Below are 25,733 nucleotides of genomic sequence, written 5' to 3'. Positions count from 1 at the left end.
CGATCGAACAAGCCGCAGACTCGACAAGCCGCAGACTCGACCGGAGGGGGCGCCCGGGATGAACGACACCGATCGCGCCATCCTGATCTTCGAGGGCGAGTTCTGGCGGCACCGCGGCAGCAAGGAGCGGCTCATCCAGGAGAAGTTCGGGATGTCGCCCGCTCGCTATTACCAGCGGCTGAATCGCTTATTGGACGAGCCGGAGGCGCTCGCCCAGTACCCGGTGCTGGTCAACCGCCTGTTACGCAGGCGAGCCGAGCGCGCGCAGGGCCGCACTTCCACTCCGCCGCGCGCGAGCTAGGCCCGGATGCCGGTTCGGGCGGTGCGCGAGGCGTCGCCGCCGTACGCCGACCACATCCCAGGCACTTCCGGCAATCCGGAAATTCGTCGCGGAAGTCTCACCGCGAACCTCTAGCGCGGAAGTTGATCTTGGGACAAGATGTCCGCCACGTCGCCGGGACCATCCCGGCACCGCGGCGGAAGGAGTCGGCGTGGCCACGGTCGAAACGGACGTCCTGGTGGTCGGCAGCGGCCCGGCGGGCGCGTCCATGGCGCTGGCGTTGAGCCGGTACGGCATCGACAACATCGTCATCACCCGCTACGGCAACCTGGCGGCCGAACCACGCGCGCACATCACCAACCAGCGCACGATGGAGATCTTCCGCGACCTCGGCGTGGAGCAGCAGGTCCGCGCCCAGGCCACCCCGCAGCACCTGATCGGCACCACGACCTACTGCACCTCGCTGGCCGGTGCGGAACTCGGCCGGGTGCGCTCCTGGGGCAACGAACCGCTCGTGCAGGCCGCGCACGAACTGGCCAGCCCGTCGCGGATCTGCGACATGCCGCAGTACCTGCTGGAGCCGGTGCTGGTCGACGCGGCCGTCGCGGGCGGCAGCAAAGTCCGGATGGAAACCGAATACCTCGGCCACACCCAGGATTCCGACGGCGTCGAGGTCCGCGTGCGGGACCGGCTGCGCGGCGACGAGTACACCATCCGCGCCCGCTACCTCTACGGCGCGGACGGCGGGCGCAGCCTGGTCGCGAAGAACTCGCAGCTGCCGATGACCGGCCGCTCCGGCGTCGCCGGGAGCATGAACATCGTCTTCCGCGCCGACCTGTCGCAGTACGTCGCGCACCGCCCGAGCGTCCTGTACTGGATGTTGCAGCCCGGTTCCACCGTCGGCGGCCTCGGCATGGGCACCATCCGCATGGTGCGGCCGTGGAACTTGTGGATGGCGATGTGGGGCTACGACATCGAGCAGGGCGCGCCGGAGCTGTCCGAGTCCTACACCCGCGAGATCGTGCGCGACCTCGTCGGCGACCCGGAGCTGGACGTCGAGATCGTGCAGAGCTCGGCGTGGACGGTGAACCACGAGTCCGCCGACGTGTACTCGGCGGGCCGGGTGTTCTGCGGCGGCGACGCGGTGCACCGGCATCCGCCGTCGAACGGGCTCGGGTCGAACACCTCGGTCCAGGACTCCTACAACCTGGCCTGGAAGTTCGCGCACGTGCTGCGCGGCACGGCGAGCCCGGCGCTGCTGGAGAGCTACACGGCCGAACGCGCGCCGATCGGCAGGCAGGTGGTGGATCGCGCGAACCAGTCGATCGCGGACACCTCGTGGATCTTCGAGGCGCTGCAGGCCGGCGCGGCGACCGACGCGGACCAGGTGCGCTCCGCGATCGAAAGCCTGCGGGAGACCACGCCGGAAGCCGAGAAGCGGCGCCGCGAGCTGCGCGAGGCGATCGCCTTCAAGACCTACGAGTTCAACGCGCACGGCGTGGAGCTCAACCAGCGGTACCGCTCGAACGCGGTGGTCCCCGACGAGCAGGGCGGGGCCGACCCGCTGGATTCCGCCTCGGACACCGAGTTGCACCACCTGCCCTGCACCGCGCCCGGGGCGCACTTGCCGCACGCCTGGCTCACCGCGGCCGGCCGCGAAATGTCCACTCTGGACATCGGCGGCAGCGGCCGGTTCGCCCTGCTCACCGGGCTCGGCGGGGAACTTTGGCAGGACGCGGCCGAAACCGTCGCGGAACGGCTCGGCGTGCGGATCGAAGTAGCCGTGATCGGACCGGGATGCAGGTACGAGGACCCGTACGGCGACTGGGCACGGATCCTGGAGGACGACGGGCTCGGTGAGCCCGGCGCGCTTCTGGTGCGACCGGACAACTTCGTCTGCTACCGCACGACCGGGCTGCCCGCGGATGCGGGATCGGTGCTGGCCGACGTCGTGGCGCAGGTGCTCGGCCGAGCCTGATCGCGGCTCGACATCGCGCGGTCGCGCGACGGCGCGCCACGAGACGACCGGCGCGCCTTACCGGACACCGGTGGGGAACTTGCCCTGCCACAGCTCGTCGAGCAGTTCGGCGACCGCGTCCACGGTCAGCGGCCGCGGGTTCGGGTAGGGACCGGCCACCACCCGTTCCGCGATCCCGCGCAGCTGCTCCCGCGCGACGCCCAGCTCGGCCAGCGACCTCGGCCCGTCGTACCCGCGGGCCAGGTCGGCGACCGCCACGACCGGATCCGGACCGGCAGACCGGGCCAACCGGTCGAACGCGGCCGGAGCGGACCGCCGGTTGAACGCCATGACGTGCGGGAGCAACATCGTGTGCAGCTCGGCGTGCGGCAGGTCGAAGGTTCCGCCGAGTGCGTGCGCGAGCTGGTGGTGCAGCCCCATCCGGGCCTGCGCCAGGCAGCTGCCCGCCAGCCAAGCCGCCGATTGCAGGCGTTCCCGGGCCTGAGGGTCCTCCGGGGCGACGAGCACGTCCGGCAGCGCTTCGAGGATTCCGTTCGCGGCCTCGGTGGCCAGCGCGCGGGTGACCGGGGTGGTTTCCGGTGCCCACAACGCCTCGACGGCGTGCGCGAGCGCGTTGACGGCGCTGGTGCGGGTCAGGCCGACCGGCATCGCGAGCGTGAGATCGGGGTCGTAGACGATCGTGCCCGGGGCGAGCGCGGGATCGCGGCGAGTCGTCTTCACGCCCTGCTCGGTCTCGCCCAGCACCGGCGTGGCCTCCGAGCCCGAGTAGGTGGTCGGCACCGCGATCTGGGACGCCCCGGTCCGCGCCGAGACGGCCTTGGCCAGGCCGATCGCCGAGCCGCCGCCGATCCCGACCACGCAGTCCGCACCGCCGGCTCCGATGAGCTGCATGACTTCCGCGGTCACCGCCACCGGCGTGTGCGGGGCCGGGCGATCGAAACGCGCCGCGAGCCGCTGCCCGAGCGCTTCGGCCGCCCGGTCCGCGGAATCCGCGGCGGACGGTGCCGCCACCAGCAGCGCCCGGCGCGCGCCGAGCCGCGCGGCTTCGTCGGCGATGCGCTCGCTGGATCCTCGGCCGAGCAGCACCCGGGTCGCGAGGGTTTCGTGCACGGCTACTGCGGCCGCCTCGTCAGTGGCGCGGTCTGCCATCGTCTCCTCGTTCAGCGTCTTCCCCGGCCCGGGCACTGCTGCCGGCGGCAGGCACGTCGACGGCGCCGGCCTCCGCGCTCATTCTTGCGCGCCGGGTTCGAGCCGGTCGATCGTGACGGGGAAGTCGACCCACCGGAACGGGACCGGCAGGCCGGCTTCGGCGGCCCGCTGCGGGTCGTCGACCGTGGCGAACTCGTGGATCAGGCTGGGCTTGACGCCGAACACCGCGTCCGAATCCAGGTACGGCGTCCCCGCCACGAACATGTGGGTGGTCAACGTCCGCATCCCCGGCGCAGAGACCTCGAAGTGGATGTGCGCCGGGCGGTTCGGGTGCCGCGCGGTGGCCTGCAGCATCCCGCCGACCGGGCCGTCGTCCGGGATCGGGTAGTGCCTCGGCACGATGCTGCGGAACCAGAACCGGCCGTCCTCGTCGGTGGTGAACAGCCCGCGCAGGTTGTGCTCGGGCAGCTCGCCGGGCCGCTGGACGTCGTAGAAGCCTTCGTCGTTCGCCTGCCACACGTCGACGCTCGCGCCCCCGACGGGTTCGCCCGCCGGGTCGAGCACGCGGCCGGTGACCAGGCAGGGCTCTCCCTTGCCCTGCTGGTCGATGTCGTCCCCGAGTTCGCGCGGCGGTGAATCCACCACGTGGAACGGTCCCTCCACAGTGGATTCGGTGAGCTCCGCGCCGCTGCGCTGGTTCAGCGTGTCGACCAGCATCGACACCCCGAGCACATCGGAGAGCAGGACGAACTCCTGCCGGGTGTCGGTGCAGGTCTGGCCGGTCTCGGTGAGGAAACCGATCGCCGCCTGCCACTCCTGCGGGGTCGGCTCGACGTCCTTGACGAAGCCGTGCAGGTGCTCGACCAGCTTCGTCAGCACCGCGCGCAGCCGGGGATCGGGGGTGTTCGCGAAGCTGCCCGCGACGATCTCGGCAGAGCGCTGTTCGTCGAACAGGGCCGAGGGACGTCCGGTGGTCGGTTCGGTCATGGGTCCGTCGTTTCTCGTGCGTGCGCGGTCGGCTCGTGCGGCACCGCGATCAGGGGTTGGTGGCGCGGGCCTGCTGCTCCGGGGAGAGCTGGCGGGATTCCTGGATGCGCACGAGTTCGGCCAGCAGCGGTGCCGCCTGCTCCGGCGGCAGCGCGGTGAACGCGGCCTTGATCGCCTCCGGGTCCTGCGCGGGCGCTTGCTGCGGCACCGCACCGGCGGGAGCGGCCTGCCCGTCCTGCTGCTGGGGAGGGCTCTGCTGCGGAGCGGGCGTTTCCCGCGCGACCAGCACGTTGACCAGGTCCACCAGCATCGCCACCGGCGTGCGCGGCCCGAGCATGGTGTTCCACCCGGTGATCTGACCCTCCGGTCCGCGCGGCCCGAGCAGCTCGTTCTCGATGCGGCGCAGGATCGCGTCCTGTTCAGGGGTCATCTCGGCGTCCTCCTGTCGGGTGTTGGCCAGTTCGGCGCGGAAGCGTTCCAGATCCACGTGCCCGGGGTCGATCTTGCCGGTGATGCTGGTCTCCTTGTGGCCGCGCGCCGCATCGGGCGGTGCGCCGAGGTGCTCCAGCACGGCCCGGGTCGCGGTCAGCGCTGCCGAGCACTGCTCCGGGCTGGGCCCCTGCTCGACGCCCTGGTAGTCCCACTCGAAGCCGACGTAGAGCACGTTGCCGTCACCCGCGGGCACCGGCCCGGATTCCTTGGCCCGTCCGGCGTGGTTGGCGCGGCCCGCGGCGATCAGGTGCACCACCCCGTCGAACCCGATCAGCCCGTGGCACAGCGGACCGGCCAGGTCCTCGCGTCCCTCCACGACCAGGTCCAGGCTGGGCGCCGGGTTCTCGTAGGAGGCTTCGGTGGCCGTGTGGTGCTCCAGCACGCCCACCGGTTCCGGCGGATCACCGGAGTCGGCGGCGCGCTGCTGCCAGCCGGGCGTCTCCTGGACGGTCAGTCCGGCCGCCCGCAACACATCCGCGAGCCACACCAGCGGCAACGCCATGTCGATCACTCCCCCGCGCGTGCGCGTGCTGTGCGTGCCATCCTGTCCCGCCTTCGGCCGCGTTGACCACGCCCGACCGGATGAAATACCAGCGAACGGAGCCTGCACGACGCCGCGGTAGCCGTCGGCCCGGCGAGCGCGAGCGCATCCCGCCGCACCCTCGCCGACGGGCTCGGCCGACGTGCGATTCTGTGCCGCATGGAATCCGAAAGCGCAGGTGATCCAGGCGAGCGGGTCTCCGCGAGCACGCTGCGCGCCCTGGAGCGGGCCTCCGGGGACCTGGCCACCGCGAGCATCGGCGCGATGGAGCAGCGGCTGCCGTGGTTCCGGCGGTTGCCCGCCGATCAACGCGCGAGCGTGCTGCTGGTGACCCAGACCGGAGTGTCCAACTTCGTCGCCTGGCTGCAGGACCCGACCGAGGCGATCCGGCTGACCGCCGAAGCCTTCCGCGCCGCGCCGAAGGACCTGTCCCGCTGGGTGAGCCTGCGCCAGACGCTGGACCTGGTGCGGGCCGCGATCGACGTGTTCGAGCAGCGCCTGCCGGAACTGGCCGCGCACGACGCCGAGCGCACCGCGCTCACCGAGTCGATCCTGCGCTACACGCGGGAGATCGCGTTCGCGGCCGCGACCTCCTACGCGGCGGCCGCGGAAGCCCGCGGCGCCTGGGACGCGCGGCTGGAAGCGCTGGTCGTGGACGGCATCGTGCGCGGCGACCCGGAGGAGTCGCTGCTCTCGCGCGCCGCCGCCCTCGGCTGGGAGCAGGGCTCGGAAGCCACCGTGGTCGTCGGCACCGCTCCCTCCGACGACCCGCCGACGATCGTCTACCAGGTGCGCAGCCGCGCGGCCCGAGCCGGACGCCCGGTGCTGCTGGGCGTGCAGGGCACCCGCCTGGTGGTGGTGTTCGGCGGTTCCTCCGGTGAGCGGGCCACGCAGGAAGCCGCGGCCAAGCTCACCGAGGCGTTCGACGAGGGCCCGGTCGTGGTCGGCCCGACCGTGTCCACCCTGTCCGAGGCGCACCGCTCCGCGGCCGACGCGATGTCCGGCCTGCGCGCGGTGGTGGCCTGGCCGACCGCGCCGCGCCCGGTGCTGGCGGAGGACCTGCTGCCGGAACGCGCGCTGGCCGGTGATCCGGAGGCGGAGCGGCAGCTGGTGGAGGGCATCGTGCTGCCGCTGGTCGACGCGGGCGGCGCGCTGATGGAGACCGTGGACACCTACCTGGAACTCGGCGGCGTGCTGGAGAGCTGCGCGCGCCAGCTGTACGTGCATCCGAACACCGTGCGCTACCGGCTGCGGCGAGTGGCGGAGCTGACCGGGCGCACCCCGTCGAACGCCCGCGACGGATTGGTGCTGCGAGTGGCGTTGTCGGTGGGCAGGCTCGCCCGCGCCCGCGGGCTCTGGTGATTCTCCCGCTGTTGAACCAGCTGTCACCGGACCGACATCCTCAACAACGATTCGCGTTCCAGGATGCCCGAATCGGGGCTGTCGTTGTAGACACTCCACAAGATTGCGCTCCGGACTTCGTCCGTGGCGACATCACGCCGATCTCGCCGCGACATGTGTAGTGGCAGGTGTGATCGCACTTCTCGCCCCCGGACAGGGCGCGCAGTCGCCCGGAATGCTCGCGCCGTGGCTCGAACTCGACGGCGCCCGCGCTCGCGTGCAGGCCTGGTCCGAGCGCGCCGGGCTGGACCTGGAGCGGCTGGGCACCACCGCGGACGCCGACGAGATCAAGGACACCGCCGTCACCCAGCCGCTGGTGGTGGCGCTGTCCCTGCTGGCAGCCCAGGATCTCACCAGCCGCCACGACATCCCCGCCAACACTCCGGTCACCGGGCACTCGGTGGGTGAGCTGGCCGCCGCCGCCATCGCCGGGGTGCTCTCCCCGGACGACGCGGTCGCGCTGGCCGCGGTGCGCGGCCGGGAGATGGCGGCCGCGTGCGCGCTGGAGCCCACCGCGATGTCCGCGGTGATGGGCGGCGACCCGGAAGCCGTGGTGGAGCACCTGACGAGCCTCGGGCTGGACCCGGCCAACCGCAACGGTGCCGGTCAGATCGTCGCCGCAGGCCGCAAACCCGCGCTGGAAGCGCTCGGCGAAGAACCGCCGGCGGGCACCAAGATCCGCCCGCTGCCGGTGGCCGGGGCTTTCCACACCCGGTTCATGGCCCCCGCCAGGGACGCCTTCGGCAAGCAGGCCGACGACGCGGCGGCCGCGCCGCCCAAGCTGCCGCTGCTGTCCAACGCCGACGGCGCGGTCGTGGAAGACGCCGACGAGATCGTGCGCCGCCTGGTCGAGCAGATCACCCGCCCGGTGCGCTGGGACTCCTGCATGAGCACCCTCGCCGAGCGCGGCGTCGGAGCCGTCGTCGAACTCCCCCCGGCGGGCACCCTGACCGGGCTGGTGCGCCGCGAGCTCAAGGGCACCAAGACGGTCGCGCTGAAAAAGCCCGAAGACCTCGACAAAGTCGCCGAACTGCTGGACGCGGACCGCACCGGCGCCGACACCTCCGGGAGCGATGCGTGAGCACACCCACCCTGCGCCAGTCCGCCGGCCCGGCGGCGACCAAGCTGCTCGGCTTCGGCAGCACCCAGGGCAACCGGGTGGTGACCAACCACGACCTGGCCGAGGTCGTCGACACCAACGACGAGTGGATCCAGCAGCGCGTCGGCATCGTCAGCCGCCGCCTCGGCGATGACGACCAGAACGTCGTCACGATGTCCATCGAGGCCGGTTCCAAGGCGATCGCGAACGCGGGCCTGACCCCGGCCGATGTGGACCAGGTGATCATCGCCACCTGCACGATGCCCGGCGGCATCCCGAACGCCGCGGCGCAGGTCGCCGATCAGATCGGGATCACCGCATCGGCCGCGTTCGACCTCAACGCCGCCTGCGCCGGGTTCTGCTACGCGCTGAACACCGCATCGGACCTGGTGCGGGCCGGTTCGGCGGGCCGGGTGCTGGTGATCGGCGCCGAGCGGTTCCAGGAATGGCTGGACTGGGAGGACCGCGCGAACTGCATCATCTTCGCCGACGGCGCGGGCGCGGCCGTGGTCGGACCGGCCGACGAACCCGGCATCGGGCCGGCCTCGCTGGGCAGCGCGGGCGATCTGGTGGACACCATCTACCTGCGCGATGGCAAGTACATCTACCAGGAAGGCCAGTCGGTCTTCCGGTGGGCGACCACGCAGATCGCGCCGGTCGCCAAGCACGCCGTCGAACTCGCCGGACTCGAACTGTCCGATGTGGACGCACTGGTCGCGCACCAGGCGAACCTGCGCATCGTGGAAGCGATCGCCAAGAAGCTGCAGAGCCAGGGTGCCCGCGACGACCTGGTGATCGCCCGTGACATCGTGCATTCCGGCAACACCTCCGCCGCTTCGATCCCGCTCGCCATCGACCACATGCGGTCGGCAGGCGAGATCTCCAGCGGGGACGTGCTGCTCCTGGTCGGCTTCGGGGCCGGACTGTCCTACGGCGGCCAGGTCGTCATCTGCCCATAGCGCGATCGCGCTCACCAGTACCGCCGCGGGCGCAGCTCCGCGGTGCACCAACAAGGAAGGAACCACCGTGGCGAACGAGGAAATCACCAAGGGACTCGCCGGGATCGTCGAAGAGGTCGCCGGGGTAGACGCCGAGGACGTGGCCGTCGAGAAGTCGTTCGTCGACGACCTGGACATCGACTCGCTGTCGATGGTGGAGATCGCCGTCCAGGCCGAGGACAAGTTCGGCGTCAAGATCCCCGACGACGAGCTGGCGAACCTGAAGACCGTGGGTGATGCGGTGGACTACATCACCAAGAACGCATGACGGCGACCGAGGTCGTCGTCACCGGGCTGGGCGCGACGACGCCGCTGGGCGGCGACGTCGCGTCCACCTGGGACGGACTGCTCAACGGGCGCAGCGGGACGCGCAGGCTCGAAGCGGAGTGGGTCGAGACCTACGACCTGCCCGCCAAGATCGGGGCTCCGCTGGCGGTCGATCCATCCGAGGTGCTGCCGCGGGTGCAGCTGCGCCGGCTGGACCGCTGCGAGGCGGTCGCGATGATCGCGGCGCGGCAGGCGTGGAGCGACGCGGGCTACGAGATGCCGACCGACGAGCACGAGCCGGTCCAGCCGGAGCGCCTCGGCGTCGCGCTGGGCACCGGCATCGGCGGCCCGATGACGCTGCTGGAGCAGGACGATCTGCTGGAGAACCAGGGGCTGCGCAAGATCTCCCCGCTGACCGTGCCGATGCTGATGCCGAACGGCCCGGCCGCGCACGTCAGCATCGAACTGCGGGCGCGCGCGGGCGTGCACTCGCCCGCCTCGGCCTGCGCGTCCGGCGCGGAAGGTCTGGCGCGGGGCTGGGAGATGATCCGCAACGGGCAGGCCGACGTGGTGGTGGCAGGCGGTGCGGAAGCCTGCATCCATCAGATCACCGTCGCCGGGTTCTGCCAGGCCCGGACCTTGAGCACCCGCAACGACGATCCGGAACACGCTTCCCGCCCGTTCGACACCGGCCGCGACGGGTTCGTGCTCGGCGAAGGCGCCGGCGTGGTGGTGCTGGAAAGCGCCGAGCACGCCAAGGCCCGCGGTGCGCGGATCTACGGGCAGCTCGCCGGGGTGGGCATCACCTCCGACGCGCACCACATCACCGGCAACCACCCGGACGGCATCGGCCAGATCAACGCCATGGTCCAGGCCGCGCACACGGCAGGGTTGTCGCCTTCGGAGGTCGAGCACGTCAACGCGCACGCCACCTCCACGGTGGTCGGTGACGTGGGCGAGGCCGCGGCGATCCGCAAGGCCGTCGGCGACGGCGTCACCCTGACCGCGCCGAAGAGCGCGCTGGGGCACCTGGTCGGCGGTGCGGGCGCGGTGGAGAGCATCGCGACGCTGCTGTCCATCCACACCGGACAGATCCCGCACACGCTGAACCTCGAGGAGCAGGACCCGAAGGTCGAGCTGGACGTGGTCACCGACAAGCCCCGGCAGGTCGCGCTGTCCACCGCGGTCAACAACTCCTTCGGTTTCGGCGGGCACAACGTCGCGCTCGCGTTCACCAAGGCCTGAGCACCCGATCCGCCACACCGACCAGGGGGAACCGATGACCGCATTGGACGACCGACCGAGTACCGCCGAGGCGCCCGAGCCCGCTCCGGCCGACTCCCGCGACCCGCAGCTGCGGCTCGCGCAGCTGCTGGACGCGGGTTCGATCGAGCCGCTGCACGAGCCCGACAGCAGCGGCGTGCTGGCGGTGCGCGGGCGCATCTCCGGCGTCAAGGTGATCGTCTACTGCACCGACGGCACCAAGATGGGCGGTGCGATGGGCATCGACGGGTGCCTGCGCATCGTGGACGCCATCGATGCCGCGGTGCGGGACCGGTGCCCGGTGCTCGGGGTGTGGCACTCCGGTGGCGCCCGGCTGCCCGAAGGCGTGGAGGCGCTGGACGGCATGGGCCAGGTGTTCGCCGCGATCATCCGCGCTTCCGGGCAGGTGCCGCAGATCTCCGTGGTGGTCGGTCCCGCCGCGGGCGGTGCCGCCTACGGGCCTGCGCTGACCGACCTGGTGATCATGGCGCCGGACGGGCGGGTGTTCGTCACCGGACCCGACGTGGTGCGCAGCGTCACCGGTGAGCAGATCGACCAGGAGGGGCTCGGCGGCGGCGAGGCGCACGGCACCAAGTCCGGCGTCGTGCACGTCGTCGCGAACAGCGAGAACGACGCCTACGACCGCGCCCGCCGGTTCACCGGCCTGTTCGCCGCACCCGGCGTGTTCGACCCCGCTTCGGTGCAGGATGGCGAGGACCTGCGGGCGCTGCTGCCGGACCGGCCGCAGCGTGCCTACGACGTCAAGCCGGTCATCCGCGGCATCCTGGACGAACGCGAGGACGGCTCCGCGGAATTCGAGGAGCTGCAGGCCAAGTGGGCGCCGAACATGGTCGTCGGCCTGGGCCGCCTCGGCGGCCGCGCGGTCGGCGTCATGGCGAACAACCCGTTGCGCAAGGGCGGTTGCCTGGACTCGCTGTCGGCCGAGAAGGCGGCCAGGTTCGTGCGGCTGTGCGACTCGTTCGGCATCCCGCTGCTGGTCATGGTCGACACCCCGGGCTACCTGCCCGGCCTCGGGCAGGAGTGGGGTGGCGTGGTTCGACGTGGCGCGAAGCTGCTGCACGCCTTCGGCGAGGCAGTCGTGCCGCGGGTGACGCTGGTGCTGCGCAAGTCCTACGGCGGTGCGTACATCGCGATGAACGCCCGCTCGCTCGGCGCGACCACCGTGTTCGCCTGGCCCGAGGCGGAGGTCGCGGTCATGGGCGCCAAGGCCGCCGTCGGCATCCTGCACCGCAAGGCGCTGGCGGCCGCACCCGCGGAAGAACGCGAAGCGCTGCAGGACAAGCTCGCAGAAGAGCACGAGCGCGTCGCGGGCGGTGTCGACCGGGCCGTGTCCATCGGTGTCGTCGACGACGTCATCGAGCCCAAGGACACCCGCCGCCGCGTCGCCGAAGAGCTCGCCGGTGCACCCGCTGGGCGCGGCAGGCACGGCAACATCCCGCTCTGATCGCGAGCACGACAACGGCCCACCCGGTTCTTGCGGGTGGGCCTTCGTCATTTCCACGGCGCAGTTTGTGCGCTGCCGAATTCGGGTATTCCAGCTGCGCGCGATGCCGTTGATGCGACCCGAGGAGGTGGCGCGGAAATGGTGAGCCTGCACAGCAAGGCCGTCATCGCGAAGTACTGGCTCACCGGGCAGAAACGCATTTTCCGCACCGCCGGAAACTTGCGCCGAAGCGCCGAGGACAACCAGTCCGAAGCGGCGCAATTGCCGGATTGGCTGCGCGAACGGCACGTGGTGACCGGAAGCGACGTGCGCGGCCACCGCTGCTTCACGATCCGCCCGCACCGGCCGCAGAGCTCGCGGCACATCTTCTACCTGCACGGCGGCGCTTACGTGCACCAGGTGGAAGCGGCGCACTGGCGATTCTTCAGCCGCCTGGTGGACGAGACTTCGGCGACGGTGACGATTCCGCTGTACCCGCTGGCTCCCAGGCACCAGTACGACGAAACGCTCGCGATGGTGTGGGAAGCGCACGAATCAGCGCTGCGCGACGTGGCCCCCGACGACCAGGTGATCATGGGCGATTCCGCGGGCGGCGGGCTGAGCCTTTTCCTCGCGCAGCGGCGGAAATCGCAGGGCCGTCCGCAGCCGCGGCGCATCGTGCTGATCTCGCCGTGGCTGGACATCACGGTCACCCACCCCACGATGCCGGCGCTGGACCGGCACGACCCGTTCCTCGGCATCGAGGGCCTTCGCGAAGCCGGCCGCCTGTATTCGGACGGGCTGAATCCGCACGATCCGCGGGTGAGCCCCATTTACGGCGAGCTCACCGGATTGGCGCCGCTGAGCGTGTTCATCGGCACCCGTGATGTGCTGCTAGCGGATTCCCGGCGGCTGCGGGCGCTTGCCGCGCAACGCGGCGTCGAGCTCGATTACGAAGAATACCCGGGAATGTTCCACGGCTGGATCCTGCAGGAACTACCCGAAGCCCACGAAGCAACCCGCCGGATCGCCGCGCGGTTCTGATCGGGCCTCTCAGCACGGTCGGGCGACCGCCGCCCCGGGTGGCGTGACGTCCACCCGGAACGCCCCGGAGTCCAGCACCACCGGATACACCACCGACCAGTTCAGGCAGGGCTCGTTCATCCCGGAAGGAGCGTCGCTGGGTTTCTGGGTGCTGACGAAGCTCAGCAGCAGCCGCAGCGAGTCGTTCGGCCCTGGTTCGATCCGGTGCACCTTGATCGCCGAATCCCGGGTGCTCTCGTACTCGCGCTTCCACTTCGCTTCCGGCATCTGCCGCTGCTTGGCCTGCACGACGGTGTTCTTCCAGGTGTCGTACTGGCGCATGTTGATCGCGTTGAAGTGCAGCTGCAGCGTCCAGTGGATCTTGCTGCTGTCCGGGTGGGCCTGCGCGTCCGGGGAGAACTCGATCTCGGTGAGCCCGGAGTTCTGCGGCTGCGGCTTGGGCACCTGCCCGGCCGAAGCGGCGCTCGGACGCGCCGTCGCGCGGTCCAGCAGCAGCCCGCCGACCACCGCGCCGAGCAGCACGACGATCGCGAGGGGCGCGCCCCACTTCAACCAGGACAACCGGGCGGGAGATCTCGACTGCACGCCGATCAGGCTCCCACAACGCACCGGCAGCCCGGGGCACACCCGGATGCGAACCGCCGTTCAGCCCACCCGGTGCAGCCAGCTGACCGGTGCGCCATCGCCCGCACCGCGGAACGCTTCCAGCTCTTCGTCCCAGGCCGAGCCGAGCAACTGGTCGACGCGGTGGGTGAACGAGTCCGGCCCGCGGCTGTTGGCCGCGAGCGTGCGCAGCTGGTCCTCGCTGACCACGATGTCGCCGTTGGCGCTGGTGCAAGCCCACCACAGCCCCAGCCCGGGCACGTGGCAGAACCGCTGCCCGTCCACCCCTGGACTGGGATCCTCGGTGATCTCGAAACGCAGCATCGGCCAGGCGCGCAGCGCGGTGACCAAGCGCGAACCGGTGCCGGGTGCGCCGCTCCAGGTGAGTTCGGCACGCAACTGCCCGGCCGCGGCCGGTTGTGCCGTCCAGCGGAGTTCCGCCCGGATCCCGAGTGCGCTGGACACAGCCCACTCGACGTGCGGACAGACCGCAGACGGCGACGAGTGGACGTAGACCACGCCACTTGTGCTGCCACGGGTGCTCACTGCTGACCTCCGCTGTTCGACGAGGGACGTCTTCCCCTACGACCTCGCCACCGGCGTTGCCCGGTCACCGCTGCGCAAGCGGGTGACCCACAGCGTGCGGCGTCATTCTGCACGTGCGATGAGCGCGGGCGCCAGACGAAGTTGATGAAGGCCCCGACCGGGGAACCGCCCGCACCGGCCGGGGCACCACCCCGCCTGGTCTCGGCGGCGCGGGATCATCGCAGATCGAGACGCTGCGCGGCGGATCTTGCGCGCTCGGAAGGAGCAATCGCGGCGGTACTCCGGCCGGGGGCATTACCACTCTTTCGGGCTAGGGTGCGCGAGAATGCGGTGCTGCCCCGGCCGCGCTGCTGGGCCGGGCGCCGGTAGGGGACCGGATTCGCCGAACGGAGACAGCGATGCGCGTGGTGCGGCTCGGCAAGGAGCCCAGCGAGATCGGCGCGGACGTCCGCGCGGCCATTTCGGCTTGGGGCGCGGGCGACGGCGTGCTCGGCGGGATCGCGCTGTTCGGCGTCCGGCCGCCGGGCGGGCCGCGCGAACTCGATGCCGTGCTGGTGCTGCCGCACGGGATCGTGGTCGTCGTCGGCGCCGACCTGCCTGCGGCCGCGCTTCGCCTGGAAGCGCCGGTGCGGACGCCGTGGACGGTCGACGGCTGGCCGCTGCTGCGGTCGCACGGCGCGATCAACCCGGCGGTGGAGGCGCTGGAATCGGCCTCCGCGCTGGCCCGGGGCTTGCAGTCGCGCGGAGCCGAGCCGCTGCCGGTCAGCGCGATCGTCGCCGTGGGCCCCTACGTCGAGCGGATCACCCAGCCGACCAGCGATCTGCACCGCGGAGTGCGGGTGGTGCATCCGTCGACGACGACGATGCTGGCGGCGGTTCGCGAGTTGACGACCTACCAGCGGGCCTGCGGCGTCGAGCCCGCGCGGCGGTTGCTCGAGGCCGTCGATGCGCGAGCGGGCGGGCGCTCGGTGTCCGAGTTGACCACCGAGGGGTTCCCGGACGCGGTGGCGCCAGACATGGCTTCGGCGAACACGATGCTGATCCCGAAGATCGCGCAGGAGCCCGCGCCCGGGAAACCGCGCGGCCACCTCGCCCGGCTTTCGGCATCGCCCACCCGCAACCGCTGGCTCGCGGTCGGCGCGGCGGCCGCGGTGGTGCTCGTGGCCGTCGTGCTGCTCGTGTTCGCAGGCGGCGGTAGCGCGCAGAACAGCCTGGTCCAGCAGCTCGACGGCGTGCACGTACCAACGAATCGCTGAGAACGAGCGGGCAGGAACGGGCGACGATCTCCTCACCTCTGGCGAAATTCGGCCGTCGGTTCCGACCAACGGATGGGGTCCGACCAGAAGATGAGTCCGGCTGAGAGGGATCTTGGCCGACACGCGCCTGCGTCGCCGGGTCCGAACAGGTGGCTCCGAGTCCTGCGGCGGACGGGGTTCGCCCGTTCAGAGCAGCACCGGCACGTTCGGCGGGCGGCGGGCCGAGTGACGGCCGCAGGCCGGGGAGTCAGCCCCAGAACGTCCCGGGTTCGGCCGCGCACTCCCCGGACGGCGCGCACGCGCGCGGCACCGGCCGCACCGCGGACCCGTCGACGAGCCACTGTCCTCCTCCGGTGACCGAGATCAGGAACCGCCCGAGCGGGTCGGTGGACAGCTGCAACCGCTCCGGACCGGGCAACGCACCGAGGTCGACCGGCGCACCCGCGCCGATCATCTCCCCGTTCTCGTCGACGGTGGTGATCCGCACCCGCCCAGATGAGCCGTCGCACGCGGCCGGGCTCAACGCGGCGATCTTGCCGCCGGACCAGGTCACCGCCAACGGGCCGCAGGTCCCCGCAGGCAGCGCGAGCGGCCGCATGGTGGTGGCGCCCGGCGGCACGACTCCCAGCTGACTGTCCGCACCGGACGAGGTCAACACCGCCAACCGGCCGTCACCGCCGAGCGCGAGGTCGGTCACCCGCTGGCCCGCGGGCACCGGGATCCGTTGCCCCGCACCGCTTCCGGACAGCACGACCTGATCGGCGTCGACGTGCGCGACCCGGCCGCCACCGGCCGCGAGCACCGAGCCCGGGCGGGTTGCGTGCGCGACCCGCCACCGCGTTCCGTCCGCGGCGACGCCGACGACGTCCTCGCCTCCGCCTGCCGGAATCCGCGCGAAAATCCGCACGCCGTCCGCGGCCGGCGCACCCCGCACGGGCGCACCGAGCTGCGCCAGCGGGCGCACTTGCCGGCCGGAGAGCACGTCGTACGAAGCCAGCTCCCCGTCCGCGGAAGCGGCCACGTAGCTGTTCGGCGCGACGCTGACCGGCTCCGGACGGTGCGGCGCGCCGGGCAACGCCACCAGCGCGACCAGGAACACGGCCGTGGCCGCGACCGCGGCACCGCCGACCGCGAACAGCGGGCGCCGCGGGGCCTTCCGGGTATGGCGCCGCCGCGCGGCGAGCAGCTTCGCCAGCGCATCGCCGCGCGGTTCGACGTCGTCCACCAGCGCGTGCAGGCCGCTGCGCAGTTCGGCGGCCTCCGGCGCGCCTTCTCGTTCGTTCACACCCGCTCCCGCAGCAGATCCGACAGCCGCGCCACCCCGCGCGAGCAGTACGACTTCACCGCGCCCTGGCTGACGCCCATCAACTCCGCGGTGCGCGCTTCGCTGAAGTCCGCGTAGTAGCGCAGCACGACCGCTTCCCGCTGCCTGCGGGGTAACTGCGTGAGCGCGTCGGCCAGCACCGCCCGGTCCAAGCCGCGGCCGGTGTCGTCCGGGCGGGAGTCCTCGGTGGCGATCCGGGGCTGGTAGCGCTTGGCGACCTTCCGGCGCCGCAGCACCGACCGAGCGCGGTTGAGCACCGCTTGGCGCAGGAACGCCAGCGCCTTGTCCGGGTCGCGCAGCCGCGCGCGGGAGTCGTAGACCCGCACGAAGGCGTCCTGCACGATGTCCTCCGCGGCAGCCCGATCGTCCACGAGCAGCACCGCGATCCGCAGCAGTTGCCGGTAGTTGTCCTGGTAGAGCTCGGTCAGCTTGGTCGTCAGTTCATCCATGGCCGCCAGCCCGTCGCCCGGCCGGGCGGTCACGGGCAATGCGATCGAAACCGTCACATCTGTCCATGACGCCCAGACCTCCTTGGCGGTTGGCAGCCGACGCATACCGGTTTCGCAGCCGAGACGCCGACCGGTGGAGGAGGTCAGCTTATCGCCCGCCGAACGCGCGATTACGGAGTGGATCGCCTGGGACACCGCGGGTGCCGGATGGACGGATCCTGTTCGGCCGGTCGCGGCAGGCCGAACGGCACCGCCCGGCGGTTGCGCACTGTCCCACCCGCATCGATCTGTCCGAATTGGACATACGTGACTCCGGTTGCGCGCGCTGGAGATCGACGATCTCCGGGACCACCGCGGCACCACCGACGCACCCGATGCCGCGGCGGTGGCGGTCGACTACCGTCGGCGAAGCAACCGGCGCGATCGGATGGGAGGATAGGCGGCCTCCCGGCCGCCTCAACGGCCATGAAATTCGGCATCTCGACGTTCAACACCGACGAGGGCATCGGCCCGGCGGAACTCGGTCGCGCGCTGGAGCAGCGCGGGTTCGACGCGATGTTCCTCGCCGAGCACACGCACATCCCGGTCAGCCGGGAGACCCCGTACCCGGGCGGCGGCGACCTGCCGCGGATGTACTACCGCACGCTGGACCCGTTCGTGAGCCTCACCGCGGCCGCGGCGGTCACCGACAACCTGCTGCTCGGGACCGGGATCGCGCTGATGATCGAGCGGGACCCGATCACCACCGCCAAGGAGGTCGCCAGCCTCGACCTGGTCTCCGGCGGGCGGGCGCTGTTCGGCATCGGCGCGGGCTGGAACCGCGAGGAGATGCGCAACCACGGCACCGACCCGCGCACCCGCGGCGCGCTGATGGACGAGCGGATCCGGGCCATGCGGGAGATCTGGACGAAGGACGAGGCCGAGTTCCACGGCGAGCACGTCGACTTCGACCCGATCTACGCGTGGCCGAAGCCGGTGCAGCGCCCGCACCCGCCGATCTACATCGGCGGCGAGAGCGACCGCGCGTTCCGGCGGGTGGCCGAGTACGGCGGCGGCTGGCTCCCCCGCGCAGGTGTCGAGAACCTCGGCGACCTGATCAGCAAGGTCCGCGACCAGGCGGGCTGGCGGGTTCCGGTTTCGCTGTACGCCGCGCCGCGCGAGGCGGTCGTGGAGGAGTACGAGCAGGCCGGGGTGGACCGGTTGCTGTTCTACCTGCCGACGGAGCCGCGCGACGAGTCGCTGGCGCGGCTGGACCAGTTCGCGTCCGTGGTGGCCAAGCACAACGGCTGAGCCGGGGCGGGGCCACCGGTGCGGCGGTGGCCCCGGCGCAACATCCCCGGCCGCAAATGTGCGGGCGACCGGCGAAGTCTCTTACATCCCGATTACTTCCCGGTCTTCCACTGGACATCGAGGACATCGCAGGCAGATCCTTGCGACTGCTTTGCACATCAGTGCGATCAGATCAGCACGATGCGCCCGCGAAGATCGCGATCGCAGAACGGAGTCCGGGGACGGTGGCGAGCACGACGACAACGGCGACCCCAAGCGGCGGGTCACCGCAGCGACGCAAGTGGAGCCCTGCGCAGATCATCACGTGGGTGCTGGTGGCGGCGGTCGGCGCCGTCGCTTGGGGGGTCATCGCGATCAGCCGCGGCGAGGAGATCTCCGCCGCCTGGCTGGTGTTCGCCGCGCTGGCCTCGTACGCGATCGCCTACCGCTTCTACGCCCGGTTCATCGCGAAACGGGTGCTGCGGGTGGACGACACCCGCGCGACCCCCGCGGAACGGCTGAACAACGCGACCGACTTCCAGCCGACCGACCGCCGGGTGCTGTTCGGCCACCACTTCGCCGCGATCGCCGGTGCCGGGCCGCTGGTCGGCCCGGTGCTGGCCGCGCAGATGGGTTACCTGCCCGGCACGATCTGGATCATCGTCGGAGTCGTGTTCGCCGGTGCGGTGCAGGACATGGTGGTGCTGTTCTTCTCCACCCGGCGCAACGGGCGCAGCCTCGGGCAGATGGCCCGCGAGGAGATCGGCCCGGTCGGCGGTGCGGCGGCGCTGGTCGCGGTGCTCGCCATCATGATCATCCTGCTGGCGGTGCTGGCGCTGGTCGTGGTCGGCGCGCTGAAGGGCTCGCCGTGGGGCAGCTTCTCGATCGGCATGACGATCCCGATCGCGCTGTTCATGGGTTTCTACCTGCGCTACGTGCGGCCCGGCCGGATCATCGAGACCTCGATCATCGGCATCGTCCTGCTGCTGCTGAGCATCGTCGGCGGCAGCTGGGTCGCCGACTCCGCGCTGGCCGAGACGTTCACGCTCACCGGCAACGAGGTCGTGTTCGCGCTGATCGTCTACGGGTTCGTCGCCTCGGTGCTGCCGGTGTGGATGCTGCTGGCACCGCGGGACTACCTGAGCACGTTCATGAAGGTCGGCGTCATCGTGATGCTGGCGATCTCGATCGTGATCGCGATGCCCGCCATGAAGACCGAGGCGGTCACCGAGTTCGCCTGGAACGGCCAGGGGCCGGTGTTCGCGGGCGCGCTGTTCCCGTTCGTGTTCATCCAGATCGCCTGCGGCGCGCTGTCCGGCTTCCACGCGCTGGTGTCCTCCGGCACCACGCCGAAGCTGATCGAGAAGGAGTCGCAGGTCCGGGTCATCGGCTACGGCGGGATGCTCACCGAGTCCTTCGTGGCGATCATGGCGCTGGCCGCGGCCTGCATCATCGACCCCGGCATGTACTACGCGATGAACATGCCCAGCTCGGCGCTCGGCGACTCCGTGCAATCCGCCTCGCAAGCCGTGGCCGGGGTCGGGTTCCAGATCAGCCCGGAGCAGCTCGCGGCAGCGGCCGCCGCGGTCGAGGAGCAGACCCTGGTCGGGCGCAGCGGCGGCGCACCGACTCTCGCGCTCGGCCTGTCCGATGTGTTCTCGCAGGTCATGGGCGGCGACGCGATGCGGGCGTTCTGGTACCACTTCGCGGTCATGTTCGAGGCACTGTTCATCCTGACCACGGTGGACGCGGGCACCCGGGTCGGCCGGTTCATGCTGCAGGACACGGTCGGCAACGTGTGGAAGCGCTTCGGGGACGTGACCTGGAAGCCGGGCATCTGGCTGTCCAGCGCGGCGATCGTCGGCGGCTGGGGCTACTTCCTGTGGGCCGGGGTCAACGACCCGCTGGGCGGGATCAACCAGCTGTTCCCCCTGTTCGGCATCGCCAACCAGTTGCTCGCGGCGGTGGCGCTGGCGGTGGCCACCACGATCCTGATCAAGCGCGGGCGGGCTAAGTACGCCTGGGTGACGATCGTGCCGCTGGCCTGGGACGCGGTGGTGACGCTGACCGCGAGCTGGCAGAAGGTCTTCTCCCCCGACCCGAAGCTCGGCTTCTTCGCCCAGCGCGCCTCGTACCAGGCGGCGATCGATGCGGGCCAGACCAGCAAGGGATCGGCGAGCACCGTCGACGAGATGCACAAGGTGGTCACCAACTCCACTGTGGACGGTGTGCTCAGCGTGCTGTTCGCGGTGCTGATCATCATCGTGCTGGTGGACGCGATCCGGGTGTGGATCAAGGCGCTGCGCACGACCGAGCCGCTTCCGGACACCGAGGTGCCGCACACCGAGTCGCAGCTGTGGGCGCCGTCCGGGCTGATCCCCACCGCCGAGGAACGGCAGCAGCAGCGCGAGCGCGCGGAAATCGGGGCGGGCACATGAGTTCGCCAGCAGGCGCACCCGGGGCGCGGGGTTCCGCGTCCCGGGCGGCTTGGGCCCGGTTCCGCAGCGCAGTGCGCTCGGGCTGGCAGATCCTGCGCGGCATCGTCGGCGAAACGGCCTACGAGCGGTACTTGGAGCACCACCGCGCGCACCACCCTGCCGGCACTCCGCTCGGCGAGCGGGAGTTCTGGCGGCGGCACGTCGATCGCGGCGACACGAATCCCGGTTCGCGCTGCTGCTGAAGGGACCCCGTTCCTCCGTGCGGCGCTGTTCCCGCTTCGCCCGGTCACGGCTCAGCTCGGGTGGTGCTGATCATTCGCAACGGCATCTTCCTCGGCCGGCCGCTGCTCGTAACGTTGCCCTGCTCTCGCGGTACCGCCCCGACCGGTACCGCTGTCGTTCGCGATGAGTTTCCCCGGCCCGCGGAGTCCTCATCGGGACAACGCAGCTACGGGAGGCAAGCCCATGAACAAGATCACCGCGTGCCTGTGGTTCGACGGTCAGGCCGAGGAAGCCGCGGAGTTCTACACCTCGATATTCGAGGACGCCCGGATCGTCGAAGTCATGCGCAACGGCGAATCCGGGCCAGGACCGGCGGGCAGCGTGCTGACCGTCGAGTTCGAGCTGTTCGGGCGGCGATTCGTCGGGCTCAACGGCGGCCCGCTGTTCCACTTCACCGAAGCCATCTCGCTGATGGTGGACTGCGAGTCGCAGGAAGAGGTGGACCGGCGCACCGAGCAGCTGCTCACGGGCGGCGGTGAGCAGGGACCGTGCGGCTGGCTCAAGGACCGCTTCGGGCTCTCCTGGCAGGTCGCGCCGCAGGAGCTGTTCGAGATGCTGCGCGACCCGGACCAGGCGCGCACCGACCGCCTCAAGCAGGCGATGTACACCATGCACAAGCTCGACGTGAAGGCCCTGCGCAAAGCCTACGAAGGCACCGCCTGATCACTCCCCGAGCCGGGCCCGCAGCGCTGCGTTCTCCGCTTCGAGCTGGTCCACGCGGTGGTTCAGCTTGGCCAGGTCTGCCGCGGAGTAGCGGTGCGGGATGTGCTTCGGGCAGTTCCAGTCGTAGCCCTCGACGTTGATCAGCACCAACCGTTCCACCCGGCCGTCGGTGCGCGGCTCGCTCAGCTCGGCGGTCAACGCCGGGTCGTCGTCGAGGCCGCGCACCTGCGCGCGCCCGAACAGCTTGAGCCTGGTGCGGTGCGCGTAGTCCATGAAGAACATGGCGACCCGGTCGTCGCCGCGCACGTTCCCGTCGGTGATGTACTGCCGATTCCCCCGCACGTCCGCGTACCCGAGCGTGCGGGGGTCAAGCACGTGCAGGAACCCGGGCGGACCGCCGCGGAACTGCACGTACGGCCAGCCGGTCGCACCGACGGTCGCGAGGTAGCAGCCGTCCCGCTCGCTGATGAACGCGGTCTCCCGCTCACCCAGCGGATCCGGGTCGGCGCCCACCGCCGAGCCCAGGTCCCTGCGGTGCGGTGGGCGGCTGCCCTGCTCCACCTGCATGTCCCGGACCGCGTCGGTGAACGCCACGCGCGCGTATCGACTCATTCCCGCCTCCTCGGACATCACGGTGCCAAGGCGGGTTCGCCGGTACAACGATCTCGGCGATGAACCGGCTCACAACATCGATTCCGGCGGCTTCCCGGAAAATGCGCCGCGCGCTCAACCGGGCATCTGCACCGTGGCGCCCATGGCCTTGGCGAAGACCATCGGGTCGAAGTACTCGGCGAAGCGCGAGATCAGGCCGTCCTGCACGGTGAACCACGAGATGTAGTTGTTCCGGTACGGCAGCCCGGTCGACCTGATCGTGGAGTCGCTGGTGTAGGTCGCGAGGTAGGTCGGCTCCCCCTCCAGCCTGGTGATCCGGTAGTCCCGGAAGTTCAGCGGCGTCACGAGCGAGAACATCCCGCTCATGGCCTCGGACACCGCGTCCTTGCCGGAGATCTCCTGCGGAATGCCCTCCGGGGCGAACGGCAGGAGCATGACGACTTGCGGATGGAACGTGGCGGTGAGGGCTTCGTGGTCCAGCTCCCCGACCGCGTCGAGGTAGCGGCGCACGACCTGCGCACCGTCTTCGATCCCCATCCGGACTCCTTCCCTCGGCGCCGGCGGATCAATCGAACATGATCACGCCGCGGATGTTCTTGCCTTCCCGCATGTCCGCGAACGCGCGGTTGATGTCGTGCAGGTCGTAGGTGCGGGTGATCAGCTCGTCGAGCTTGAACCGCCCGTTGCGGTACATGTCGGCGATCAGCGGGATGTCCGTGCGCGCGTTGGTCGTGCCGTAGAGCGAGCCCTGCAACCGCTTGCCGGACATCGCGAGGGTGAACAGGTTGATCTCGGTACTGGTCTGGGCGACCGGGGCGGCGGAGGTCAGCACCAGCACGCCACCGCGTTTGGTCAGCACTTCCGCGGGCGCGAGCACGTCCGAGTAGCAAACCCCCACGGTGACGATCACCCGGTCGGCCATCTGCCCGTTGGTCAGGCCTTCGACGATCGAGGTGGCTTCGGCCGCGTCGGCGGCGGTGTGCGTGGCTCCGAACAGTGCGGCCTGGTCGCGCTTGTAGGAGACCGGGTCGACGGCGACGATGTTCTTCGCGCCGCGGTGCACCGCGCCCTGCACCGCGTTCATGCCGACTCCGCCGACGCCGAAGACGACGACCGTGTCGCCGAGTTCGATCTCCGCGGCGTACACCGAGGAACCCCAGCCGGTCGGCACGCCGCAACCGATCAGCGCCGCCTTGTCCAGCGGGATGTCCTCGTCGATGCGCACCGCGGCGTCCAGCGGAGCCACGACGTAGGGGCTGAAGGTGCCCAGGTACGACATCGCCCCGACGCCTTGCCCGCGCGCGTGGACGCGTTTGGTGCCGTCCGGCGCGTAACCGGCGAGCACTCCGGCGCCGAGCGCGCACATGTTCGCCTTGCCTTTGACGCACATGTCGCAGTGCCCGCAGGACGGCAGGAAGGACAGCACGACGTGGTCGCCGACTTCGAGTTCGGTGACGCCGGGCCCGACCTCCTGCACCACGCCCGCGCCTTCGTGCCCGCCGAGGATCGGCTTCCAGTCCAGCGGCAGGTCGCCGGTGTCGAGGTGGTCGTCACTGTGGCAGATTCCGGAGGCGGCCAGCTTGACCAGCACTTCCCGTTCCTTCGGCGGGTCGAGCTCGATCTCCTCGACGCTCCAGCCGGATCGGGTGCCCGGTTCCCAGAGCAGGGCTCCTTCGGTCTTCATTCGGACTCCTTCGTCGCCGTTGACGGGAGCAAGCGTGACCGCGACCACACGGCAGGTCAAGGATTTTGATTATATTCATGATAATGATCATGTCGCGGTGTCGCGAGCAGCTCCGACCCGGGCGACTGGCCAGCGCCTCACCAGGAGTGAAAGGATGGCGAACGCTCAACAGTACGAGCGTTCTGCAACGACGCGTGCGCGCACTCACCGACGGAGGTGCGAACAGTGACCAGCCCTGACGTGAACGGCCTGCGCCTGACCGCCGAGATCTTCGGCTCCATTCAGGACCGCGACGGCCACCAGCCGGAGTTCAGCCAGGCGGTGCACGAGGTGCTGGAATCGCTGGAACCAGCGCTGAAGCGGCACCAGGACTACTTGGACGCCCGGGTTCTCGAACGGTTGTGTGAACCGGAACGGCAGCTGATCTTCCGGGTGCCGTGGCAGGACGACTCGGGCGAGGTGCGCGTCAACCGCGGTTTCCGGGTGGAGTTCAACTCGGCGCTCGGCCCGTACAAGGGCGGGCTGCGGTTCCACCCGTCGGTGGATCTCGGCGTCGTCAAGTTCCTCGGTTTCGAGCAGATCTTCAAGAATGCGCTCACCGGCCTGCCGCTCGGCGGCGGCAAGGGCGGTTCGGACTTCGACCCGAAGGGCAAGTCGGACGCCGAGGTCATGCGGTTCTGCCAGTCGTTCATGACCGAGCTGCACCGGCACCTCGGTGAGTACACCGACGTGCCCGCCGGGGACATCGGCGTCGGCCGCCGCGAGATCGGCTACCTGTTCGGCCAGTACAAGCGCATCACGAACCGTTACGAGTCCGGGGCGCTCACCGGCAAGGGCCTCAACTGGGGCGGCTCGCAGGTGCGCACCGAGGCCACCGGCTACGGCACGGTGTACTTCGTGCAGGAGATGCTGCGCGCCCGCGGCAGCGGGTTCGACGGCAACCGGGTCGTGGTGTCCGGCTCCGGCAACGTCGCCATCTACGCGGCGAAGAAGGTGCACGAACTCGGCGGCACCGTGGTCGCGATGTCCGACTCCGCCGGTTACGTCGTCGACGAGTCCGGCATCGACCTGGAACTGATCCGGGACATCAAGGAGATCCGCTCGGACCGGATCAAGGAGTACGCCGACCGGCAGTCCCGCGCCGAGTACGTGGACGGCGGCTCGATCTGGGACGTGCCGTGCGCAATTGCGCTGCCGTGCGCTACGCAGAACGAACTCGGCGGCGACGCGGCCACGACGCTGGTGCGAAACGGCGTCGTCGGGGTCGGCGAAGGCGCGAACATGCCGACCACGCCGGAGGGCATCAAGGTCTTCCAGGACGCCGGTATCGCGTTCGGACCCGGCAAGGCCGCCAACGCCGGCGGTGTCGCCACCTCGGGCCTGGAAATGCAGCAGAACGCTTCCCGCGACTCCTGGCATTTCGAGTACACCGACACGCGGCTGTCCGAGATCATGGCCGACATCCACCACGCCTGCCAGGAAACCGCGGAAACCTTCGACGCCCCCGGCAACTACGTCCTCGGCGCCAACATCGCCGGCTTCACCAAGGTCGCCGACACGATGCTGGACCTCGGCGTCATCTGAACCCGGGCTGCACACACTCGTCTCGCGCCCCGCTTTCCCGACTGGCCCAACGGCCGGCGGGACCGCGGGGCGTTCGTGCA

Annotated in this window: 25 protein-coding genes; 15 read left to right on the top strand and 10 right to left on the bottom strand. The window is 70.7% G+C overall.

Features of this window, described 5'->3' with window-relative positions; all coding sequences use genetic code 11:
* Window positions 1-58 precede the first annotated feature (58 nt).
* Window positions 59-301, top strand: a complete 243-nt coding sequence (locus INP57_RS16115; protein WP_200071035.1) for a DUF3263 domain-containing protein — start codon at window positions 59-61, stop codon at window positions 299-301.
* Window positions 302-491: 190 nt separating this feature from the next.
* A complete protein-coding gene (locus INP57_RS16110; protein WP_200071034.1) occupies window positions 492-2,258 on the top strand; it encodes an FAD-dependent oxidoreductase in 1,767 nt (588 codons plus the stop codon).
* A gap of 57 nt (window positions 2,259-2,315) precedes the next feature.
* Here INP57_RS16110 and INP57_RS16105 read toward each other — a convergent pair whose 3' ends face one another.
* From INP57_RS16105 to INP57_RS16095, 3 genes are all read right to left on the bottom strand, one after another.
* Complete coding sequence (locus INP57_RS16105; protein ID WP_200071033.1) at window positions 2,316-3,407, bottom strand: maleylacetate reductase; 1,092 nt, start codon at window positions 3,405-3,407, stop codon at window positions 2,316-2,318.
* A gap of 78 nt (window positions 3,408-3,485) precedes the next feature.
* Window positions 3,486-4,394, bottom strand: coding sequence for a dioxygenase family protein (locus INP57_RS16100; RefSeq protein ID WP_200071032.1), 909 nt, complete (start codon window positions 4,392-4,394; stop codon window positions 3,486-3,488).
* A 49-nt stretch (window positions 4,395-4,443) separates the two neighbouring features.
* Entirely contained in the window at window positions 4,444-5,388 is a 945-nt protein-coding gene (locus INP57_RS16095; protein WP_200071031.1) for a peptidoglycan recognition protein family protein, read from the bottom strand.
* A gap of 198 nt (window positions 5,389-5,586) precedes the next feature.
* On the opposite strand from INP57_RS16095, the gene INP57_RS16090 reads away from it, so the two are divergent.
* The 7 genes from INP57_RS16090 to INP57_RS16060 all read left to right on the top strand — a co-directional run bounded on the left by INP57_RS16090 (window position 5,587) and on the right by INP57_RS16060 (window position 12,943).
* Window positions 5,587-6,789 (top strand): PucR family transcriptional regulator, encoded by a 1,203-nt coding sequence (locus INP57_RS16090; protein WP_200071030.1) that lies wholly within the window; start codon window positions 5,587-5,589, stop codon window positions 6,787-6,789.
* Between the two features lie 169 nt (window positions 6,790-6,958).
* Window positions 6,959-7,909, top strand: a complete 951-nt coding sequence (locus tag INP57_RS16085; RefSeq protein ID WP_200071029.1) for an ACP S-malonyltransferase — start codon at window positions 6,959-6,961, stop codon at window positions 7,907-7,909.
* A complete protein-coding gene (locus INP57_RS16080) occupies window positions 7,906-8,886 on the top strand; it encodes a beta-ketoacyl-ACP synthase III (RefSeq protein WP_200071028.1) in 981 nt (326 codons plus the stop codon). Before INP57_RS16085 ends, INP57_RS16080 begins: the two co-directional genes overlap by 4 nt.
* Before the next feature lie 67 nt (window positions 8,887-8,953).
* Window positions 8,954-9,193, top strand: a complete 240-nt coding sequence (locus INP57_RS16075) for an acyl carrier protein (RefSeq protein ID WP_200071027.1) — start codon at window positions 8,954-8,956, stop codon at window positions 9,191-9,193.
* Complete coding sequence (locus tag INP57_RS16070) at window positions 9,190-10,437, top strand: beta-ketoacyl-[acyl-carrier-protein] synthase family protein (RefSeq protein WP_200071026.1); 1,248 nt, start codon at window positions 9,190-9,192, stop codon at window positions 10,435-10,437. Before INP57_RS16075 ends, INP57_RS16070 begins: the two co-directional genes overlap by 4 nt.
* 34 nt (window positions 10,438-10,471) lie before the next feature.
* A complete protein-coding gene (locus tag INP57_RS16065; RefSeq protein ID WP_200071025.1) occupies window positions 10,472-11,920 on the top strand; it encodes an acyl-CoA carboxylase subunit beta in 1,449 nt (482 codons plus the stop codon).
* Between the two features lie 138 nt (window positions 11,921-12,058).
* Window positions 12,059-12,943, top strand: coding sequence for an alpha/beta hydrolase (locus INP57_RS16060; RefSeq protein ID WP_200071024.1), 885 nt, complete (start codon window positions 12,059-12,061; stop codon window positions 12,941-12,943).
* Between the two features lie 9 nt (window positions 12,944-12,952).
* Here the strand turns inward: INP57_RS16060 and INP57_RS16055 are convergent, their stop codons facing one another.
* Both INP57_RS16055 and INP57_RS16050 read right to left on the bottom strand, forming a co-directional pair.
* On the bottom strand, window positions 12,953-13,528 hold the full coding sequence (locus tag INP57_RS16055; RefSeq protein ID WP_200071023.1) for a hypothetical protein: 576 nt from the start codon (window positions 13,526-13,528) through the stop codon (window positions 12,953-12,955).
* A gap of 60 nt (window positions 13,529-13,588) precedes the next feature.
* Window positions 13,589-14,092, bottom strand: a complete 504-nt coding sequence (locus INP57_RS16050; protein ID WP_200071022.1) for a DUF3145 domain-containing protein — start codon at window positions 14,090-14,092, stop codon at window positions 13,589-13,591.
* A 398-nt stretch (window positions 14,093-14,490) separates the two neighbouring features.
* Here INP57_RS16050 and INP57_RS16045 point away from each other — a divergent pair, with 398 nt between their 5' ends.
* The gene (locus INP57_RS16045; RefSeq protein ID WP_200071021.1) at window positions 14,491-15,348 is read left to right on the top strand and encodes a hypothetical protein; all 858 of its coding nucleotides are present in this window, start codon (window positions 14,491-14,493) and stop codon (window positions 15,346-15,348) included.
* 247 nt (window positions 15,349-15,595) lie between these two features.
* On the opposite strand, the gene INP57_RS16040 is transcribed toward INP57_RS16045, so the two are convergent.
* Together INP57_RS16040 and INP57_RS16035 are read right to left on the bottom strand one after the other, a co-directional pair.
* Complete coding sequence (locus INP57_RS16040; protein ID WP_200071020.1) at window positions 15,596-16,633, bottom strand: PQQ-binding-like beta-propeller repeat protein; 1,038 nt, start codon at window positions 16,631-16,633, stop codon at window positions 15,596-15,598.
* The gene (locus INP57_RS16035) at window positions 16,630-17,121 is read right to left on the bottom strand and encodes a SigE family RNA polymerase sigma factor (RefSeq protein ID WP_233627640.1); all 492 of its coding nucleotides are present in this window, start codon (window positions 17,119-17,121) and stop codon (window positions 16,630-16,632) included. The genes INP57_RS16040 and INP57_RS16035 overlap by 4 nt, the downstream gene beginning before the upstream one ends.
* A 465-nt stretch (window positions 17,122-17,586) precedes the next feature.
* On the opposite strand from INP57_RS16035, the gene INP57_RS16030 reads away from it, so the two are divergent.
* From INP57_RS16030 to INP57_RS16015, 4 genes are all read left to right on the top strand, one after another.
* Complete coding sequence (locus tag INP57_RS16030) at window positions 17,587-18,411, top strand: LLM class F420-dependent oxidoreductase (protein WP_200071018.1); 825 nt, start codon at window positions 17,587-17,589, stop codon at window positions 18,409-18,411.
* A gap of 296 nt (window positions 18,412-18,707) precedes the next feature.
* A complete protein-coding gene (locus tag INP57_RS16025; protein WP_200071159.1) occupies window positions 18,708-20,828 on the top strand; it encodes a carbon starvation CstA family protein in 2,121 nt (706 codons plus the stop codon).
* Window positions 20,825-21,070, top strand: coding sequence for a YbdD/YjiX family protein (locus tag INP57_RS16020; protein ID WP_200071017.1), 246 nt, complete (start codon window positions 20,825-20,827; stop codon window positions 21,068-21,070). Before INP57_RS16025 ends, INP57_RS16020 begins: the two co-directional genes overlap by 4 nt.
* A gap of 223 nt (window positions 21,071-21,293) precedes the next feature.
* Window positions 21,294-21,773, top strand: coding sequence for a VOC family protein (locus INP57_RS16015; RefSeq protein WP_200071016.1), 480 nt, complete (start codon window positions 21,294-21,296; stop codon window positions 21,771-21,773).
* On the opposite strand, the gene INP57_RS16010 is transcribed toward INP57_RS16015, so the two are convergent.
* The 3 genes from INP57_RS16010 to INP57_RS16000 all read right to left on the bottom strand — a co-directional run bounded on the left by INP57_RS16010 (window position 21,774) and on the right by INP57_RS16000 (window position 24,069).
* Complete coding sequence (locus INP57_RS16010; protein WP_200071015.1) at window positions 21,774-22,385, bottom strand: pyridoxamine 5'-phosphate oxidase family protein; 612 nt, start codon at window positions 22,383-22,385, stop codon at window positions 21,774-21,776.
* A gap of 114 nt (window positions 22,386-22,499) precedes the next feature.
* Window positions 22,500-22,922: a nuclear transport factor 2 family protein gene (locus tag INP57_RS16005; protein ID WP_200071014.1), complete on the bottom strand. Its 423-nt coding sequence runs from the start codon at window positions 22,920-22,922 to the stop codon at window positions 22,500-22,502.
* A gap of 28 nt (window positions 22,923-22,950) precedes the next feature.
* Entirely contained in the window at window positions 22,951-24,069 is a 1,119-nt protein-coding gene (locus tag INP57_RS16000) for an NDMA-dependent alcohol dehydrogenase (protein WP_200071013.1), read from the bottom strand.
* Between the two features lie 249 nt (window positions 24,070-24,318).
* On the opposite strand from INP57_RS16000, the gene gdhA reads away from it, so the two are divergent.
* The gene (gene gdhA, locus INP57_RS15995; RefSeq protein ID WP_233627716.1) at window positions 24,319-25,653 is read left to right on the top strand and encodes an NADP-specific glutamate dehydrogenase; all 1,335 of its coding nucleotides are present in this window, start codon (window positions 24,319-24,321) and stop codon (window positions 25,651-25,653) included.
* Window positions 25,654-25,733: the final 80 nt, after the last annotated feature.

It is taken from the genome of Saccharopolyspora galaxeae, from assembly GCF_016526145.1.
Lineage (GTDB): Bacteria > Actinomycetota > Actinomycetes > Mycobacteriales > Pseudonocardiaceae > Saccharopolyspora_C > Saccharopolyspora_C galaxeae.
Note: the sequence above shows the minus strand (reverse complement) of the source record. Positions and strands in the feature narration are given on the sequence as shown.

Coding starts and splice junctions, on each gene's coding strand:
- INP57_RS16070 (WP_200071026.1), top strand. CDS start 9,190: ATGACGGCGACCGAGGTCGTCGTCACCGGGCTGGGCGCGACGACGCCG.
- INP57_RS16035 (WP_233627640.1), bottom strand. CDS start 17,121: ATGGATGAACTGACGACCAAGCTGACCGAGCTCTACCAGGACAACTAC.
- INP57_RS16105 (WP_200071033.1), bottom strand. CDS start 3,407: ATGGCAGACCGCGCCACTGACGAGGCGGCCGCAGTAGCCGTGCACGAA.
- INP57_RS16020 (WP_200071017.1), top strand. CDS start 20,825: ATGAGTTCGCCAGCAGGCGCACCCGGGGCGCGGGGTTCCGCGTCCCGG.
- INP57_RS16060 (WP_200071024.1), top strand. CDS start 12,059: ATGGTGAGCCTGCACAGCAAGGCCGTCATCGCGAAGTACTGGCTCACC.
- INP57_RS16095 (WP_200071031.1), bottom strand. CDS start 5,388: ATGGCGTTGCCGCTGGTGTGGCTCGCGGATGTGTTGCGGGCGGCCGGA.
- INP57_RS16030 (WP_200071018.1), top strand. CDS start 17,587: ATGAAATTCGGCATCTCGACGTTCAACACCGACGAGGGCATCGGCCCG.
- INP57_RS16005 (WP_200071014.1), bottom strand. CDS start 22,922: ATGGGGATCGAAGACGGTGCGCAGGTCGTGCGCCGCTACCTCGACGCG.
- INP57_RS16090 (WP_200071030.1), top strand. CDS start 5,587: ATGGAATCCGAAAGCGCAGGTGATCCAGGCGAGCGGGTCTCCGCGAGC.
- INP57_RS16015 (WP_200071016.1), top strand. CDS start 21,294: ATGAACAAGATCACCGCGTGCCTGTGGTTCGACGGTCAGGCCGAGGAA.
- INP57_RS16100 (WP_200071032.1), bottom strand. CDS start 4,394: ATGACCGAACCGACCACCGGACGTCCCTCGGCCCTGTTCGACGAACAG.
- INP57_RS16065 (WP_200071025.1), top strand. CDS start 10,472: ATGACCGCATTGGACGACCGACCGAGTACCGCCGAGGCGCCCGAGCCC.
- INP57_RS16010 (WP_200071015.1), bottom strand. CDS start 22,385: ATGAGTCGATACGCGCGCGTGGCGTTCACCGACGCGGTCCGGGACATG.
- INP57_RS16115 (WP_200071035.1), top strand. CDS start 59: ATGAACGACACCGATCGCGCCATCCTGATCTTCGAGGGCGAGTTCTGG.
- INP57_RS16045 (WP_200071021.1), top strand. CDS start 14,491: ATGCGCGTGGTGCGGCTCGGCAAGGAGCCCAGCGAGATCGGCGCGGAC.
- INP57_RS16000 (WP_200071013.1), bottom strand. CDS start 24,069: ATGAAGACCGAAGGAGCCCTGCTCTGGGAACCGGGCACCCGATCCGGC.